This is a genomic window from Corynebacterium spheniscorum, from assembly GCF_900113445.1.
GTDB classification, from domain to species: Bacteria; Actinomycetota; Actinomycetes; order Mycobacteriales; family Mycobacteriaceae; genus Corynebacterium; species Corynebacterium spheniscorum.
On sequence record NZ_FOPJ01000003.1, the window covers coordinates 134,740 to 151,640 of the forward strand.

13 protein-coding genes are annotated in these 16,901 nt (G+C 58.0%); 4 read left to right on the forward strand and 9 right to left on the reverse strand.

Translation table 11 applies throughout. The features are described 5' to 3' along the window. Nucleotides 1-10: 10 nt before the first annotated feature. The 5 genes from smc to BMZ01_RS03495 form a co-directional block, all read right to left on the reverse strand. Nucleotides 11-3,505 (reverse strand): chromosome segregation protein SMC, encoded by a 3,495-nt coding sequence (gene smc / locus BMZ01_RS03475; RefSeq protein ID WP_092284464.1) that lies wholly within the window; start codon nt 3,503-3,505, stop codon nt 11-13. A 47-nt stretch (nt 3,506-3,552) separates the two neighbouring features. Then, entirely contained in the window at nt 3,553-5,037 is a 1,485-nt protein-coding gene (locus BMZ01_RS03480) for an alanine/glycine:cation symporter family protein (RefSeq protein ID WP_092284466.1), read from the reverse strand. 87 nt (nt 5,038-5,124) lie between these two features. Continuing rightward, nucleotides 5,125-5,952 carry a bifunctional DNA-formamidopyrimidine glycosylase/DNA-(apurinic or apyrimidinic site) lyase gene (gene mutM, locus BMZ01_RS03485; protein ID WP_092284468.1) on the reverse strand — a complete coding sequence of 276 codons (828 nt, stop codon included), beginning with the start codon at nt 5,950-5,952 and terminating at the stop codon, nt 5,125-5,127. Then, on the reverse strand, nt 5,952-6,683 hold the full coding sequence (gene rnc / locus BMZ01_RS03490) for a ribonuclease III (protein WP_092284470.1): 732 nt from the start codon (nt 6,681-6,683) through the stop codon (nt 5,952-5,954). The genes mutM and rnc overlap by 1 nt, the downstream gene beginning before the upstream one ends. After that, nucleotides 6,680-7,198, reverse strand: coding sequence for a YceD family protein (locus tag BMZ01_RS03495; RefSeq protein WP_092284472.1), 519 nt, complete (start codon nt 7,196-7,198; stop codon nt 6,680-6,682). Before BMZ01_RS03495 ends, rnc begins: the two co-directional genes overlap by 4 nt. A gap of 466 nt (nt 7,199-7,664) precedes the next feature. Here BMZ01_RS03495 and BMZ01_RS03500 point away from each other — a divergent pair, with 466 nt between their 5' ends. After that, nucleotides 7,665-8,708, forward strand: a complete 1,044-nt coding sequence (locus tag BMZ01_RS03500) for a LacI family DNA-binding transcriptional regulator (protein ID WP_177180041.1) — start codon at nt 7,665-7,667, stop codon at nt 8,706-8,708. 71 nt (nt 8,709-8,779) lie between these two features. Here the strand turns inward: BMZ01_RS03500 and BMZ01_RS03505 are convergent, their stop codons facing one another. The 3 genes from BMZ01_RS03505 to gdhA form a co-directional block, all read right to left on the reverse strand. Next, complete coding sequence (locus tag BMZ01_RS03505; protein ID WP_092284476.1) at nt 8,780-10,099, reverse strand: ammonium transporter; 1,320 nt, start codon at nt 10,097-10,099, stop codon at nt 8,780-8,782. A gap of 206 nt (nt 10,100-10,305) precedes the next feature. Beyond that, nucleotides 10,306-11,019 (reverse strand): DivIVA domain-containing protein, encoded by a 714-nt coding sequence (locus BMZ01_RS03510; protein WP_092284478.1) that lies wholly within the window; start codon nt 11,017-11,019, stop codon nt 10,306-10,308. A gap of 151 nt (nt 11,020-11,170) precedes the next feature. Further along, complete coding sequence (gdhA, locus tag BMZ01_RS03515; RefSeq protein WP_092284480.1) at nt 11,171-12,514, reverse strand: NADP-specific glutamate dehydrogenase; 1,344 nt, start codon at nt 12,512-12,514, stop codon at nt 11,171-11,173. Nucleotides 12,515-12,999: 485 nt separating this feature from the next. Here gdhA and BMZ01_RS03520 point away from each other — a divergent pair, with 485 nt between their 5' ends. Continuing rightward, nucleotides 13,000-14,211, forward strand: coding sequence for a glycerate kinase (locus tag BMZ01_RS03520; protein ID WP_092284721.1), 1,212 nt, complete (start codon nt 13,000-13,002; stop codon nt 14,209-14,211). On the opposite strand, the gene BMZ01_RS03525 is transcribed toward BMZ01_RS03520, so the two are convergent. Then, entirely contained in the window at nt 14,178-14,564 is a 387-nt protein-coding gene (locus BMZ01_RS03525; protein ID WP_092284482.1) for a hypothetical protein, read from the reverse strand. The two genes, BMZ01_RS03520 and BMZ01_RS03525, sit on opposite strands and share 34 nt — an antisense overlap. Before the next feature lie 39 nt (nt 14,565-14,603). On the opposite strand from BMZ01_RS03525, the gene BMZ01_RS03530 reads away from it, so the two are divergent. Both BMZ01_RS03530 and BMZ01_RS03535 read left to right on the forward strand, forming a co-directional pair. After that, nucleotides 14,604-15,947 (forward strand): DUF4921 family protein, encoded by a 1,344-nt coding sequence (locus tag BMZ01_RS03530; protein WP_223845862.1) that lies wholly within the window; start codon nt 14,604-14,606, stop codon nt 15,945-15,947. A 53-nt stretch (nt 15,948-16,000) separates the two neighbouring features. Beyond that, nucleotides 16,001-16,744, forward strand: a complete 744-nt coding sequence (locus BMZ01_RS03535) for an SDR family NAD(P)-dependent oxidoreductase (RefSeq protein WP_092284725.1) — start codon at nt 16,001-16,003, stop codon at nt 16,742-16,744. Nucleotides 16,745-16,901: the final 157 nt, after the last annotated feature.

The following is a 16,901-nucleotide window of genomic DNA, read 5'->3' on the forward strand; positions in this document are numbered from 1 at the left end:
GCTAGAAAGTTTAAGTTTTGGTGGGTTCAGGCTCAGGTGAGCTTGGCGGGGACATACGTTGGCTAATAACCCGGGTGATTCCGTCACCACGCATAGTCACGCCATAAAGCACATTAGCCACATCCATGGTGGGTTTTTGGTGGGTGATAACAATGAGCTGGCTATCTTCCCGAAGCTCTTCAAATAGCGCGATCAGGCGTCTTAAGTTCACATCATCAAGCGCTGCTTCCACCTCATCCATAACGTAGAAGGGGCTCGGCCGGGCCCGGAAAATAGCCACCAACATCGCCAGAGCGGTGAGTGATTTTTCGCCGCCAGACAGTAAAGATAGTCGCTTGACTTTTTTACCTGGTGGCCGGGCCTCCACTTCGATGCCGGTAGTCAACATATCTTCCGGATTAGTGAGGATCAAGCGTCCTTCACCGCCCGGGAAGAGCGTGTGGAATACCTTGGGGAATTCCGCTTCGACATCCGCCCATGCATCAGAAAAGAGCTGGAGGATGCGCTCGTCGACTTCCTCGATAACACCTTCGAGGTCTCGGCGAGCCCGAATCACATCATCAAGCTGCGTGCTTAAAAACTTGTGGCGTTCCTCCAGGGCTTTGAATTCTTCTAAGGCCAGGGGGTTCACCTTGCCGAGCGAGGCGAGGTTCTTTTCGGCTTCGCGTAGTCGCGTGGTCCACTGCGGGCGGGAAAAATCTTCCGGCAGTGGATATTCGTTGAGTTCCCCGATGCCGATACCGAGCTGCTCGCTTAAGGACGTTTCTGCTTCTTCGAGTCGTACCTGAGCGCGGGAGGCAGCGAGTTCGGCGGCATGAGCTTTCTCGCTGAGGTGTTGGAGCCTCGTTCGTGCTGTGTTTGCGCGTTCCCGAAGCTTTCCTAGTTTCGCGATCAACACCTGTTGGGTGGCGGCGGTTTCATCTCGGCGGGTTATAGCTGCGGCGGTGGCGTCGCTTAAGCGGCCAGCGATCCGCTCCCCTAATTCAGCAATGGTGCAGGCGCGTTCAACGCGTTGGTGGCGGGCCGCTAGGGCTTGTGCTTGTCGAGCGCGGTTCATTTGTTCTGCTTGCGCTTGGCGCCGCAAAGCCGGTGCTTTGCCTGCCGCTGCTTGCACTTTCTCTTCGGCAGAACGTGCCGCTAGCCGCGCTTCCATTTCCATGGCACGGATTTGGGCAAGCGTTGCTACTGCTTCATCGCGTGCCTCGGTGGATGGTTCGGCCATCTCATCGGTGTCATCAAGATGCGCGAGTTGGTGGGTGGTGGCATCTAAGGTGCGCTGCGCTTCAGCGAGTCGCTCCTCGACTGCCCCCAGCCGCGTGGCAGCAGCAGTGTGTTCTTGGCGCTGGGTTTGGGCCTGTTTACGAGCCCGCTCAGCCTCACGCCTCACACTATCGATGCGGGTGTCACATTCCTTGAGAGCTGCAGTGGCAGCAGCGGCGTGAACGCGGGCTTGTTGTGCACTTAGGTGTGCGCCTTCAAGGGTGCCGGATAGTTCTTGTAGTTTCGCCTGAGCAAGTGTGAGTTCTTCACGAGCTGCTTCGATATCCGCGCTGACTTCCACGGCGCGGGAGCTTTGTCCCTCACCGACAGCCACCCAGCCTTGACCGTAGAGCACACCACCGGGGGTAACTGCACGCAGCCGCGGGTCTGATTCGATGACGGCCCGAGCACTTTCGGCGTCCTCAACGAGTACCACGTCCACCAATAAGCGGTTGATGGTGGCGGAAATGGGGGCTTCCAATTTGAGGTGGTCAAGCAACCAACTGGTGTTATCGGGCAGTACTGCGTCTAGCCGCCAGCTATCTCCTTCCAGAGGCACCACCACCACGGTGCGGGTAGCGTGGCTGAGGTCGGCAACCAGGGCTTGGAGGCTTGTTGGTTGACCAACCATCGCTGCGGCATGTTCACCTAAAGCTGCCCCAAGGGCACGGGCCAAGCGCTTATCGATGTGAAGATGGCGGGCGAGTTCGCTGAAATCACCCTGGGATGCCAGTGCTTGAGCGGAGGTTTCCGGGTTCTTGGGAACACTATTGGCAAGGGTGTCGATGCGTGAGCTTAGAGTGTAGACCTCGCGCTCGTGTCCACGTTGGAGGCCGCGGAGTTCTTCAAGGCGATCTTCGGCGGCTTGGGCTTCCTTGGCGGCATTATCTTGAGCTTCCAGAAGCGGTGGGCGTTCTTGTTCTAAAGCATCGAGTTGGGTTTCCAGGCTCAGTGCTTCGCCTTCGGCTTCTTCAGATGCTTGTAGGGCTTGTCCTAGGAACTCTTCGAGGCGTTGAACTTCAGCTTGGGTGTCAGCTAGGCGGGTGCGTTGAGCTTCTTCTTGGGCGACGAGGCGCACCACGCCTTCGCGAGCATCGGCCAAGGCACGTACCTCGGCCATATGTTGGGCTTCTGCTTCGCGGGCAGCTTCTTCTTTTTCGGCTACTTCTTCGCTGATGGTTTCTAGGCGTTCCCGGGCGATCTCACAGGTTTCGCGTAGGGCCTCGAATTCTTCTTCTGCGGCTTCAGCTCGCGCCAGCAGGTCATCCGGATCCGGACCGGATGGGGTCAGTTCGCTAGGCAGGCTGGCGTTTGCGCGGTCCCGGGCAACCCGCAAGGTAGCGTTAACGCGTTCTGCGAGAGTGGAAAGCTGAAACCATAGTTCCTGGGCTTGTTTAGCTTCCGGGGTGGCCACGCTGAGGGCCTGTTCCAATCCTAATTCTTCGCCCGCGCATTCCTCGACCTCAGTTTGAGTCTCCGCAACAAGGTTCTTCGCCCGGTTTTGCTCAGCAACAGCGTCTTGAACCTTAAGCCGGAGATTGCGCAGTTGATCGGCGGCGAGCACAAGGCGTGCTTCGCGTAATTCTGCTTGTACGGTTGCTGCGCGCTTGGCCGCTTCTGCTTGGCGGGCAAGTGGGGTGAGCTGGCGGCCTAGTTCCTCGGTGAGGTCAGTTAGGCGATCCAGGTTGCCTTGCATACCGACGAGTTTGCGTTGCGCTTTTTCTTTACGCCGGCGGTGTTTGAGCACGCCTGCCGCTTCTTCGATGTAGGCGCGGCGTTCTTCGGGGCGTGATTCCAGGATTTGGGCGAGGCGTCCCTGGCCAACGATGACGTGCATTTCGCGGCCGATGCCGGAGTCGCTGAGCAGTTCCTGGATGTCCATCAGTCGGGCGCGGGAGCCGTTGATTTCGTATTCGCTGGCGCCGTCGCGGAACATGCGTCGGGTGACTGATACTTCGGAGTAGTCGATGGGGAGTTTGCCATCGGAGTTGTCGATGGTGAGGGTCACTTCTGCGCGGCCTAGGGGTTTACGGTCCCCTGTCCCGGCGAAGATGACGTCCTGCATGGAGCCACCGCGAAGTGTTTTGGCGCCTTGTTCGCCCATAACCCAAGCAAGGGCATCTACGACGTTGGATTTACCGGACCCGTTGGGTCCTACCACTGCGCAGATGCCCGGCTCGAATTTTAGGGTCGTCGCTGAAGCAAAGGACTTGAAACCTTTGAGCGTCAGCGATTTCAGATGCATTTGAGCTAGCCTAGCAAGCCCCTGCCAGGTTAGTCATAGTGCCTTTGTTACTTGTGGACAGTGAACTCAGCGACGCGTTCGGCAGCGCCCTGGGTGGCGGCGTCATCGCCTTCCCAGCACTCGATATTGGGCACGCCGGGGAGCATGTCTTTGTGGAATACCGGGTCCAGGCCACGGGCCTTTTGCTGGGAGTAATTCTTGAGCAGCTTGATGGCCACACCGGCTAGCGGAACGATGGCGAGCAAGTTGATGAAGACCATGATGCCAGCGAAGGTATCGCCCAGAGCCCACACCAGCGGCACCGATCCGATGGCGCCGCCGAAGACGCAGATCAGGACCATCAAGCGGAAGCCAGTCATAACGGACTTGCTGGTGGTGAAGTACTCGATATTGGACTGTGCCAGGTAGGTGTTGCCGATGATCGAGCTGAAGGCGAGGAAGAAGAGAATGAAGGTCACGAAGTGGACGCCCCAGGCACCTACTTCGCCAGCAAGAGCGGATTGGGTGAGGTTGGAGGATTCGATTCCTTCGCCGAACTTCGGGTCGGATAGCAGGATGATGAAGGCGGTGATGGAGCAGACCACGATGGTGTCGAAGTAGACGCCGAGGGTTTGCACCAGGCCCTGCTTAACCGGGTGCGACACGGTTGCGGTACCGGCGGCGTTGGGTGCGGAACCCTGGCCGGCTTCGTTGGAGAACAAACCGCGCTTCATGCCGTTGGTGAAAGCAGCGCCAAGGGTTGCGCCGGCAATTTCTTTGAAGCCCAGGGCGTGGGTCACGATCTCGGTGATCATGGCGGGCACTGCGTTGTAGTTCAGGGCGAGTACCACCAGGCCGATGATGATGTAGGTGACGGCCATGAAGGGCACAACCACCTGGGTGAAGCTGGCGATGCGCTTGACGCCACCGAAAATAACCATGGCGGTGATCAAGGAGAGGATGGCTCCGATGATCATTTTGGAGGTGAGGGTGTCGGAGCTGATGGAGCCGCCGACTGCAGCCACAATCGAGTTGGTTTGGATGGCGTTGTAGACAAAGCCGTAGGTGATCGTGATGGCGAAGGCGAAGATAACAGCTAACCAGCGCGCATTCATGCCACGAGTCATGTAGTAGGCGGGGCCACCACGGTAGGTATCGCCATCTCGGGTTTTCCACAGCTGCGCCAGGGTGGACTCCACGAAGGCGGTAGCGCCACCGAGTAGAGCGATCATCCACATCCAGAAGACCGCGCCGGGACCACCGGTAGTGATAGCCACTGCTACACCGGCAACATTGCCGGTACCTACGCGCGAGGCTGCTGAGATGGTAAAGGCTTTGAATGCCGAGATGCCATCATCTTTGGATTCTTCTTTGGTGCGGCCACGGCCACCGGGTTTTTCGGCGACCGCTTTGAACATTTCCGGGATCATTCGGATCTGAACCACGATGGTTCGGATGCCGAAGTACGCACCGGCGAGAATCAGGAGGTAAGGGATGACCTTCCAGAGATTCCCATTGATTGTGTCCGACACAAAGGTTTCGATTAGCTGCATGGAAGGGGATCCTACAGGGTGACCGCGATCATTCCTGCACGAAAGAGCCATCTCTGCCACATGAGAAAACTCACGTTCCGGTGAGTCTTAGAGCGTTTGACAGCTTGGGCAGTAGTGCGTCGAGCGGTTCGCGAAGGCTACGCGGCGAATCGGTGTGCCACAGCGGGCGCAGGGTTCCCCGGTTTGTCCGTAGGCGTTGAGGGAGCGGGAAAAATATCCGGAAGCGCCGTTGACGTTTACGTATAGGGAGTCGAAGCTGGTTCCGCCGGCGGCGAGAGCGCGGTGCATGACCTCTTGGACGGCGCTGATCAGGTTGAGAATATCGCGGCGTCGAAGTCGGTATGCAGGCCTGGTTGGTTTAATGCCGGCAGCCCAGAGAGATTCATCAGCATAGATATTTCCTACCCCCGAAATTAGGGATTGGTTCAGGAGCACTGATTTGATGCTGGCCTTCGAGGCGCGCATTTTTCGGGCCGTTTCGAGCTCATTGAAGCGCGGATCGAGCGGATCGAGCGCGATATGTTGCGCGGGAACGGGGGTACCTTCGGCATCTGTTTCACAAAGCAGCCAGCGGCCGAAGGTTCGTTGGTCAATGAAGCATAATTCTCGGCCGTTATCGCAGTGAACCCGGATGCGAATATGGGGGCTAGTTGCGGTGCCGGGGTCCCCCACGATCATCTGGCCGCTCATACCGAGGTGCACCATCAGGGCGCGATCATCGTCGAGGGCTGCCCAGAGGAATTTTCCGCGGCGATGCCAGCCGGTGATGCGGCGGCCGACTAATTGCGGGGCTAAGGGGCTTTCCTGGCCGCGGTTGGCGCGTGCGTGTAGCACTTCGCAGCTTAACACCGTGGTGTTGCTGAGGTGCTCGGCTAAACCGCGGCGAACCACCTCAACTTCGGGAAGCTCAGGCACTAGGCCAACCGTTCATAAGCTACGCGGGCAGCCTCTTGCTCTGCCAGTTTCTTATTGTGGCCAACACCGGTGCCCATCACTTCGCCATTGACCCACACTTGTGCGGTGAAGGTGAGGTCGTGTTCGGGGCCTTCGTGGGTCGCGGTGTATTCCGGAAGCTCATATTTAAGCTCCGAGACGCGCTCCTGCAGCGTGGTTTTCCAATCTTGATGCAGGCCCTGAGCGGTGGCGTGATCAATTTTGTCTTTGCATAGCGCCAAGATGACATTCTTGGCTGCGTCGAACCCATGCTCCAGGTAAATCGCCCCGAAAAGCGCTTCGGTGGTGTCAGCGAGGATGGAGTCCTTGTCTTTGCCTTCGGTCATGCGCTCGCCGCGGCCAAGCAGGATGTAATCACCCAGGTTGATGCTGCGGGCAATATCGGCCAATCCGTAGCGCGAAACAATGCTGGCGCGCATTTTGGAGATCACAGATTCCGGGCTGGTGGGGTATTGCAGGTAGAGCTGGTGGGCCACCGAGACGCCGAGGACCGCGTCGCCGAGGAATTCGAGGCGCTCGTTATTGGGCAGATTCCCATTCTCGTTGCCGAAGGAGCGGTGAGTAAGCGCCAGGCATAGTAAATCCGGGTTCAGCTCGATGCCTAGGCGATCAAGCAGCGGCTCATGGTTGATGGCATTAAATGCCTCCTCCAAAGCCGCTGTGCCGGTGAGACGATTCTTTTTTCGGCTCATAGGAATTTCTCCAACCCCGCCCAGCGCGGATCGACTCGCTCTTCTTCGCCTGAAACCCCATCCGGTGCGGGAACTGCCTCCTCATCGCATTCCTCACCGAAATCTGCGCACACTGGGTTAAAAGGCAGGTTGAGGCCGGCTTCGTCGATGGTCGCCTGCGTGAGATCGATGTGGTTTTCTTCCACCATCGACACCTCTTCGTCTTCATCCTCTTCGCCTTGGATGAAGTCCTCATCGGCGGCGAAGACGGTGGAGATGTCCAGCGTGTACATCGGGTTGAGCTCTTTAAGGCAACGCGAGCATTTGCCTTTCATGCGTGCCGAGACCGAGGCTTCGGCCAGCACCGCATCCCCTAGCGGACGCAGGTTGGTGTCCACGGTCACTTCCCCGCCTTCGGGGATAGCGATCATGACCGGTCCGATGCGAAGCGGTGAAGGACCGGTGTGGACAAGGTGTTCAGGGAGTGCGCCAGGCCTAAGTAAGGCGGCGACGTCAAAGCGAAATGGTGAAGTCATGACGTCCGCTAGCCTATACCGTGATTACCCCCATACGACGCATAAGGTATGACTTAGGCGCAGTTTCTGATAGGTAATAGATATGTGTAGCGACCCTCTTGGTGACTCGCAGTCGGCATCAGCGTTTGCTCCCCACATGTGCCGCTTCAACTGTGTGACCCCGGAGGAAACCCACACATTCTCACTATTGCCTTAGCCCCTTTTTAGGGAGAGAAGGTTTGATGGTGAAAACCCCGCAGAGGGTAGTCGTGGTGGCGAAAGTCACGACGGATATTTCTCGGCAGGGTCATTATCTTAACGATGGAGCAACTCCAATATCGCCTCTTATTAAAACGGTGCGAAATCGACTGCTTCAGCGGATGTGATGGCCGTGTCCTTGTGGGTTCATTATCCGGTTCGAGGTTTTAGGAAAGCCCTCGAAGACATTCAAAGTTGGGAGCACTGCGTGTCCACAAAAAGACCAACGATGAAAGACGTCGCCTTAAGTGCGGGAGTATCAACCACCACGGTTTCCTTGGTTGTTCGCGGGGATTCTCAGATACCTGATTGCACCGCTAAGCGCGTCCACCAAGCAATTAAAGATGTTGGCTACGTATATAACCGGCTGGCCGGTAATTTGCGTGGCGGAGGGGCCACCACCTTCGGAATTCTGGTGACGAATCCACGGAATGCGTATTTCCGTGAACTGATTATGGCAGTCGAGCAGGCCCTCGCCGATAGCGATGATATGGCGGTCTCGACTTTCTCACTCGGGGGTAAGCGGAGGGAAGCAGCTCTAGCTACGAAGCTGGCCGGCCAAGGTATATCCGGTTTGATGTTCATGCCGCGCGAGCCTTATAGCGACCACGATATGCAGGAAATTAATGCCCGTTTGGGTATTCCGGTGGTGCAGCTGATTCATGATTCGGCCCCTGCCTTTGATCATGTGATTGTTGATGAGTATGCGGCGGGTTATTTGCTCGGTGAGCATCTGGCTGAGTTAAACCCCAATAACCTGCTCTTTATTGGCGGTTCTACGAGCAACTCGGTGCTGCGCCAACGTGTGGCCGGTATCCAGGATGGTTTAGCTAAGCATCTTCCGGATAAGGAGATTCCGGTGTGCGAGGCTGCGGCTACTAATGGCAATTATGAGTTTAGCGAAAACCTGAACTTGGTAACTGAGGCTTTGGATCGTTGCCATGAGAACCTCGATGGGGCTGCCCCGGATGTTGTGGTGTGCTTCAACGAGAGTTATTTGGTTGGTGCGTTGATAACGCTGCGCGATCGTGGCTTTATGCCTGGCGATGATGTAGCGATCGCAGCCTTTGGTGACCTGCCGGTGCTTTCTAGCCCCGGGTTTGGCATGTCCACCACGGTGGTGAATATTCACCCGGAGCAATTCGGTTTGAAGGCCCTGGAGGTGCTGCGTAACCGCATTGCGGATCCTGATCTGCCGCCACAGCGTGCCGTGATTGCGCCTAAGTTGGTGGTGGGTGATTCCACTACTCGTCGGATACCGACAAAGTCTTAAAGCCCGCAGTGCTTCACAAAAGGTGCCGCGCTTCCCCCTATAAGTTGGGGGTGCGCGGCACCTTTGTTTGGTTAGCGGAAGTGGGCGGCATTATCGTAAGCCGATTCACCGTGTTGGGCGAAGTCGATGCCGTGGTGTTCATCTTCCGGATCTATCCGCCAACCGAGGGTGTGTTTGATACCCAGGGCGATGGTCAGGGTCATAGCTGCAGAAAGCGCCATGGCGATTATCGCGATCAGGAGTTGGAGGAGGAAGAGTTGAGCACCTTCCCAGCCACCGCCGGTTAACCAGCCACGCCCGCCGCTAGCGAAAAGTCCGACGGCGACGGTACCCCACAGCCCGGATAGTAGGTGCACGCCAACGACGTCGAGGGAGTCATCGAATTTGAAGCGGTATTTTAAGGCCACTCCATAGGCGGAGAGTGCCCCGCCGATGGCGCCAAGCAGGATGGCGCTTAGTGGGGTGAGGTCGCCGGCGGCTGGGGTGATGGATACCAGTCCTGCCACCACACCGGAGGCTGCACCAAGTGAGGTGGCGCGTTTATCTCGGATGCGTTCGACAATCAGCCAGCCCCCGATTCCGGCACAGGCGGCGGTGGCGGTATTAAGCCAGGCGAGGCCGGCTAAGGCGGTAGCACCGAAAGCAGAGCCGGCGTTAAAGCCACACCAGCCGAACCACAAGAGTGCGGCACCGAGCATGACCATGGGCAGGTTGTGCGGGCGTTGCACGGTTTTTAAGAAGCCGCGGCGGTGCCCAACGACGATGGCAAGGATTAGGGCTGCGGTGCCTGCGGAAATATGCACTACTACCCCACCAGCGAAATCGATGGGTGGGATACGCGCGAAGCCTTCGGCATCATGACCGAAAAGTGCGGTGGCGAGAGAACCGTGGTGGTGGGAGAGCACTCCCCCGCCCCAGACCATGTGTGCCAGCGGGAAGTAGACGAGGATCACCCAGAAGCCTACGAAGATGAGCCAGGCGGAGAATTTCACGCGGTCAGCCAGCGCGCCGCAAATAAGGGCGCAGCTAATGATGGCGAAGGTGAGTTGGAAGCCGATATCGATAACTACGGGGTAGCCGTGGTCGCCGGGTAGGAAGCTGCCATCTTTGGCGGTGATGGCGTTGTGCAGGCCGAAGTGTTGGAAGGGGTTGGCGAAGATGCCGGCGAAGGATTCGGTGCCATAGGACATGGACCAGCCGATGAGCACATAGATAAGGGAGACAACGGCGGCTGCGCCGAAGGCCATCATCATCATGTTGAGGACGGATTTATGAGAGCTCATGCCGCCGTAGAAAAGGGCTAGTGCTGGGGTCATGAGCAGGACAAGGGAGGCGGAGATCAGAATCCAGCTGGCGTCGCCGGATGTTGAGATGAGTGAGTCTGGATTCATGGGCGGTCGCTGGGCTCCTTGTGCGATAGCGGGGCGATGTGTCAGGCAGTGCACGCCCTCAGGGGCTGGTGGGGGTTGAGTGCATGTGGACACAAATAACTATAGCTCTATAGGAACCTATTTCTATAACCCAATAGAAAAGCTCCCTTTGGCTGCGTGAGCAACCAAGGGAGCTTGATAAGGAGTGCGCGTTCGAGCTCTAGGGTTTAGCGATAGGATTCATCACCCAGGCCGGCGGCACCGGCACCGCGGCGAAGAGCCTGGCGGTCGCGGCCCACGGTGCGCAGGATATTGCTGAGGGATTCTTCAAATTCGGCGAGCTTGGAGTCAACAAAGTCATCGCATTCACCGCGGAGCTGACGGGAATCAGCGTGGGCGGCGTCCACCACGCGGCGGGCTTCATCATTGGCGCGGCGAACCACTTCGGATTCTTCGACGAGGCGGCGTTGTTCGGCGAGGCCTTCGTCGATGCTGCGCTGGTAGGAGTCATTACCTTCGGCGATGAGACGCTCGGATTCGGCGCGGGCGCGGTCAACCATGGCGGTGGAGTCGCGATCGGCTTGCTCATTAAGCATGCGGGCACGATCTTCGGCTTGGGCAATCATGGAGTCGGAGCGCGTGGTGGCATCGGCGACGAGGCGTTGGGCTTCAGCGTCGGCACCGCGGACTAAGTCATCGGCTTGTTGCTGGGCTTCGTCGACGATGGAGCGGGCGCGTTCTTCGGCCCCGCGGAGGAGCTCGTCGCGCTCATCGAGGACGTCTTGGGCATCATCGATCTCGATGGGAAGTGCGTTGCGGAGATCGTCGAGCAAAGCGAGCACGTGGCTGCGGGGGACCACACAGTTGGAGGTCATGGGGACGCCGTAGGCTTGCTCTACGGTTTGGACGAGTTCATCTAGGGCCTCAAAAACGCGATACATACCTTAACAGGCTACTGGAGTGGCAGAGCGTTTGCGTGGGGGCGCGCACAAAATTATGCACGCGCACCACCAGATCTCGGGGCGAGCAGAGCGCAAAGAAAAAGCCTTTAGGAAGAAGTGGTTACTTCCTAAAGGCTTTACTTAGGTGTTTTTAGATGACGCCTTGGGCGAGCATGGCGTCGGCGACCTTCTTGAAGCCGGCGATGTTGGCGCCGATGACGTAGTCGCCATCGTGACCGTACTCGGCTGCGGTGGCTTCGATGGTCTTGAAGATATTGGCCATGATCTTGTGGAGACGATCATCGGTGTACTCGAAGGACCAGGAGTCACGCGAAGCATTCTGCTGCATTTCCAGCGCGGAGGTTGCGACACCGCCAGCGTTGGCGGCCTTGCCGGGAGCGAAGTGGATCTTGCGCTCGCGGAACACCTCGATGGCCTCCGGAGTGGAGGGCATATTGGCGCCTTCAGCAACGAAGCGGCAGCCATTGTCGGCGAGTAGGCGGGCAGCTTCGCCATCCAGCTCGTTCTGGGTGGCACAAGGCAGGGCCACATCACAAGGCAGGGACCAGATGGAACCCTCAGCGTGGAAGGTGGCACCTTCAACCTCGGAAACATAGGAGGTGACGCGCTCGCGGCGGACTTCCTTGATTTCCTTCAGCTTCTCAACATCGACACCATTGGGGGTTTCAACCCAACCGGAGGAGTCGGAGAAGGCGATAACGGTGGCGCCGAGTTCCTGAACCTTTTCCATCGCGTAAATGGCAACGTTGCCGGAACCGGAGACGATAACCTTGGCACCTTCGAAGGTTTCACCATGGGACTTCAGCATTTCCTTGGTCAGGTAGACCAGGCCATAGCCGGTGGCTTCGGTACGCACCAGGGAGCCGCCCCAGGTGAGGCCCTTGCCGGTGAGGACGCCGGATTCGTGCTGGTTGGCGAGACGACGGTACTGGCCGAAGAGGTAGCCGATTTCACGGCCGCCGACGCCGATGTCACCGGCGGGGACGTCGCGGTACTCACCGATGTGGCGCTGCAGCTCGGTCATGAAGGACTGGCAGAAACGCATGATTTCGGCGTCAGACTTGCCCTTGGGGTCGAAGTCGGAGCCACCCTTGCCGCCGCCGATGGGCAGGCCGGTGAGGGAGTTCTTGAAGATCTGCTCGAAACCGAGAAACTTGATGATGCCCAGGTTCACGGAGGGGTGGAAGCGAAGGCCACCCTTGTAGGGGCCAAGAGCGGAGTTGAACTGCACACGGAAGCCACGGTTGACCTGGACAACGCCCTGGTCATCAACCCACGGCACACGGAAGATCAGCTGACGCTCCGGCTCGCAGAGGCGCTGGATCAGGCCATAGTCGGCGTAGTGCGGATCCTTCTTGAGGACGATTTTCAGAGAGTCGAGGACCTCTGCCACTGCTTGGTGGAACTCCGGCTCGCCAGCGTTACGCTTGAGCAGCATGTTGTAGTAGGTCGATACCTGCTCTTCAACGTTCATATGTGTCCCTTTCTTAGGAAACCGCGCGTAAGTTGTCTTAAGTCCTCGGGCGATCATCCTGGTTCAACTGAATATCTAACGGTTAATAGTTTTTCATGCCGAGAGCGATTTGACCTAACGGCACCCCCTGCCGACACACCGGCTGGCAGTACGTTTGGGTAGAAATATATGCAGTTCAGAAGGATTTTTTCCGCTAGCCTATAGCTCGAAAGTTATTTCTCTCACAGCGCGGTTTTCCTGCGGAAGTGTACGGACGTACAGGTTCGGTGTGGGGGGTGTGGAGGGGTTGGGTGGGGTGTTGGGTGGATGGTGCGGCAGATCTTTTAAGCCGCTTCAAGATGGCGCCGGTCAGCGCTTCCGTGCGTGCCGTCGATACTCTTAGCGCAGAGTTTCCCGCCATCAAGGTGTCGGGGCTGAAGGCCCAGCCACCCATCCCGCGCCCTCCCCTGCTTGTATTCGAGAACGAGAACACGCACCCTAAAGCTATGAATCCCCGCGAAGAACACCCCCAGAACAACCAGCCCCACGCGGCCGCCGGCGAAACTGCCAACTCCCCTGCTGGCACCGCTGGCACCACCCCGGCCAACGACACGGCCACCCACGCCACCACTGCTCACCAGCGCACCATCATCATTGCCCCGGACTCCCTCAAGGGAACAGCCACCGCGCAAGAAGCCGCGCAGGCGCTAGCTGATGGGGTGCGCAGTGTCTTAGCTGATGCCGAGATCATCCTGGCACCCATGGCTGATGGCGGCGAGGGCACGGCCGCCACTTTCCAGGGCCAAGAAATCACCTTGCCCACCGTGGATGCCATGGGGCGCCTATGTGAGGCCAGCTATGTGCTTGATGGCACCACCGCTTATATCGACATCGCCGCAGCTTCTGGTCTACCAGCTGTTATGCCCGGAAATGATCCGGCAACTGCCGATACCTATGGCACCGGTGTGCTCATCGCGGACGCCCAAACCAGGGGTGCTCAGCGCATTGTGCTCGGGCTGGGCGGCTCAGCCACCGTTGATGGGGGCACCGGCATTCTCATTGCCTTGGGCGCAACGCCCATGGATCAAGCCGGGCACCCGCTAAAGAAAGGTGGCGTGGCACTTAAAGACATCGCCTCGATTGATACCGCGCAACTGAATATCCCCGCCGCGGCAATGGAGTGGGTGTTGCTTAGCGACGTAACCTCGCCCGCCACCGGCTCTGATGGCGCAGCAGCGGTCTTCGGCCCCCAAAAAGGCGCGGACGCAGAGACCGTGGCGGCTTTAGATGCAGGTATCGAAGCACTTCTTCAAGCAACTGGGGTGGATGGCAGCATTCCTGGCATGGGCGCAGCAGGTGCCACCCCGGTGTCTTTGATGTGGCTTTCTACCCTCTTGCATGGGTCCGCCGATCGCATCCACTTAATGCCCGGCGCGCCACTTATTGCCCGCACCCAGGGCCTAGAAGATGCCATTCCCAAGGCAGACTTGGTAATCACTGCCGAGGGCCGCCTGGATGAACAATCCTTCCGTGGCAAGGTGGTGGGCACCTTATGGCATTTAGCCAAGGCTGCCGGCACGCCCCTTGCAGTAGCGGCCGGCCAGCTTGGTGAGCTCCCCGATGGAGTACATGGTGTGCAGCTAAAAGACAGCAGCGATGTCTATGAACAGCTTTTTGACGCCGGTCAGCGCATCGCGATGTCCACGGTCCAGGGATAACGCGGCGGCAGTTCGTAGACGTCTTCGCGTTCTAGCAGCACCTTATCCTTGGGCAGGTCCGCCTGCGGGGTCATCAGGCGGCTAAGCAACATGGCAAGTTGGTTGATGGATCCGGTGGCACCTTCAACTTGTACTGCATAGCGGTGCATTTCGAGATCGTGTTCTGGGCCCGCATATACCTTGCGGAGTTCAGTTTCCACGGTTTCGCCCACCGATGGGTTGGGGGTGCGAGTGACATGTGCAGTGGCCAGCTTCTTGGCGGCCACTAATTTATTCAAGACGTTAGCGAAATCGTCTTCCAGGGTCTGGGCATCCTCTGCGGGAACCAGTACATCAAACAAAATGGAGGGCATGTGCCCACATTAGTGCCGAAACGCAATAGTGTTAAGGGCATGATCCCATCTTCTGGTTTGCCGTCTATCAATCTCACCCCCAATCCCATCACCACGATGGCTGATGGGACGATCAAACAACTCAATCCCTTCTCCGGGACGGAGGTGTGGACGGTACCCGGGCGCGGCAATCGCCCGCTGGCTTCAACCTTGCCGCAGCCACAGCCACTAAAGCCCGAAGATGCGCACTCTGCCTGCGCTTTTTGCGAGGCCACCCCGCTTGCCACCCCGCCGGAAAAAGCGCGGATGGTGCGCACCCCGGCAGGTGATTGGGAGATTCTGCGCGGGTTATTGCCCAAGGAGTTGGGTGAGACTACCGCGGAATTTCGGCGTGTGCCCAATCTCTTCGAAATCGTTTCATATGACTACTGGCGGGAGAACTATGACTATGAGATGCCCGCTGCCGTGCGCGCCCGAATGGAAGCCTATTTGGCTGATCCAGAGGGCAAAGAACATGTCCTGAATATCGTGCGCACCCGCCTTAAAGCCGCAAAGCAGATTGCCGAACGCTCCGAAGAGGAACTCTTAGAGCTCGCCCCGGCTTATTTCGGTGGCGGACATGACGTGATCATTGGCCGTAGGCACTACATTGATGGCGCTGAAGACACCTCGCAGCTAGCTAGCTCTGGCACGCTCAGCGTGGAAGAACACGCAGCACTTACCCGCTTTACCGTGGATGCGATGGCAGATCTTTATACCCAAAACCGCTATGCCCGCTATGTGGTGGTGTTCCAAAACTGGCTATCGCCTGCCGGTGCTTCCTTCGACCACCTGCATAAGCAATTAGTCGCCATCGATGAGCGCGGCATGAATGCCGAAATCGAGATCGCCAAGCTACGCAGTCATCCGAATATGTACAACGAGTGGGCGGTGGATTATGCCGGCTACCGCAACCTGGTGATCGCCGAAAATGATCATGCGGTGTGCTTCGCTGGTTTCGGGCACCGCTACCCCACCTTGGAAGTTTTCTCTAAGTCCCCCACAGCACAGCCTTGGCTGCAAACCGAAGAAGAGCTCAATGCCATGAGCGATCTCATCCACGCCTGCCATGCTGCAGCGGGACCAAGTGTTGCCTGTAATGAAGAGTGGCATCACCAACCAGTGGACTTGGATGTGCCCATGCCTTTCCGGGTAATGATCAAGTGGCGTGTGTCGACCTTGGCTGGGTTTGAAGGCGGCACCAAGATCTATGTCAATACGCTTTCACCGTGGGATATCCGCGACCGCGTGGTTCCGCAGATGTTCCGCCTGCGTGATGAAGGTGTTATTAGCCAGAACATCCGCATCGCCACGGAATGCACCCTCCCTCGGAATAGCCTGCGCTACAACCCCGTGTTGAATTAGCGTCCTACACTCGCAAGGGAACACCATAAATCTCGCTATTTTTGGAGGTTGTCTTGCAACTCGAAAACAAGTCCATCATCGTCACTGGCGGCGCTTCCGGTATCGGCGGCGCCGTTAGTCGTGAGCTCATTGCCCGCGGCGCCAAGGTAGTAGCCGTGGACATCAACGAAGATGCCGGCCAAGCTTTGGTTAATGAGTGCGGCGATAGCGCAGCCTTCCTCAACGGCGATGTCTCCGACCCGGAGACCGCCAAGAAGGCCGTTGCCCTAGCTGCCGAAAAATTCGGCAAGCTTGATGGCCTGGTCAATAATGCGCATGCTTCTCGCCAGAAGCCCTTCTTGGAGTTGGAGAAGGAAGACTGGGAGCTCTCCTTTGGCACCGGTTTCTGGGCCACTGCCCAATTTATGAAGGCCGCCTATGAGGAACTGAAGAAGACCAAGGGCGCGATCGTGAACTACGGTTCCGGTTCTGCGATGTCCGGGCAAACCACCCAGGGTGCCTACGCTTCGGCGAAGGAAGCTATCCGCGGTTTAAGCCGCGTGGTTGCCAATGAGTGGGCGGAAGATGGCATCCGTGTCAACGTCATCTCCCCGCTGGCTCTTACCGAAGGCGTAGAGAAGTGGTCCAAGGCGCAGCCGGAAGCCTATGAGAAGGTAAAGAACCAAATCCCGATGGGTCGTTATGGCGATCCTGCTAAGGACATTGCCCCGGTTGTGGCTTTCCTCTTAAGTGATGATGCCCGTTATATCAGCGGCCAAACCGTGATGGCTGATGGTGGCACCCAGAAGCTCTACTAAGCGGCACTAAGCCAGCGCCTTAGTGGCGCAGGGTTGTCCGGCCCCAATAGCCCGCACCCCGCACCTCTGCTGGTGCTCGGCCTCCAGCCCCTCTGTTTCCTTTTATGCAGGCGTATAGTGTGCTCAACGCTTCAGACCACAGTTGATAGCGCACCTT

Coding starts and splice junctions, on each gene's coding strand:
- BMZ01_RS03510 (WP_092284478.1), bottom strand. CDS start 11,019: ATGTATCGCGTTTTTGAGGCCCTAGATGAACTCGTCCAAACCGTAGAG.
- BMZ01_RS03480 (WP_092284466.1), bottom strand. CDS start 5,037: ATGCAGCTAATCGAAACCTTTGTGTCGGACACAATCAATGGGAATCTC.
- BMZ01_RS03520 (WP_092284721.1), top strand. CDS start 13,000: ATGAATCCCCGCGAAGAACACCCCCAGAACAACCAGCCCCACGCGGCC.
- BMZ01_RS03525 (WP_092284482.1), bottom strand. CDS start 14,564: ATGCCCTCCATTTTGTTTGATGTACTGGTTCCCGCAGAGGATGCCCAG.
- BMZ01_RS03500 (WP_177180041.1), top strand. CDS start 7,665: ATGAAAGACGTCGCCTTAAGTGCGGGAGTATCAACCACCACGGTTTCC.
- BMZ01_RS03495 (WP_092284472.1), bottom strand. CDS start 7,198: ATGACTTCACCATTTCGCTTTGACGTCGCCGCCTTACTTAGGCCTGGC.
- BMZ01_RS03505 (WP_092284476.1), bottom strand. CDS start 10,099: ATGAATCCAGACTCACTCATCTCAACATCCGGCGACGCCAGCTGGATT.
- gdhA (WP_092284480.1), bottom strand. CDS start 12,514: ATGAACGTTGAAGAGCAGGTATCGACCTACTACAACATGCTGCTCAAG.
- rnc (WP_092284470.1), bottom strand. CDS start 6,683: ATGAGCCGAAAAAAGAATCGTCTCACCGGCACAGCGGCTTTGGAGGAG.
- smc (WP_092284464.1), bottom strand. CDS start 3,505: ATGCATCTGAAATCGCTGACGCTCAAAGGTTTCAAGTCCTTTGCTTCA.
- BMZ01_RS03530 (WP_223845862.1), top strand. CDS start 14,604: ATGATCCCATCTTCTGGTTTGCCGTCTATCAATCTCACCCCCAATCCC.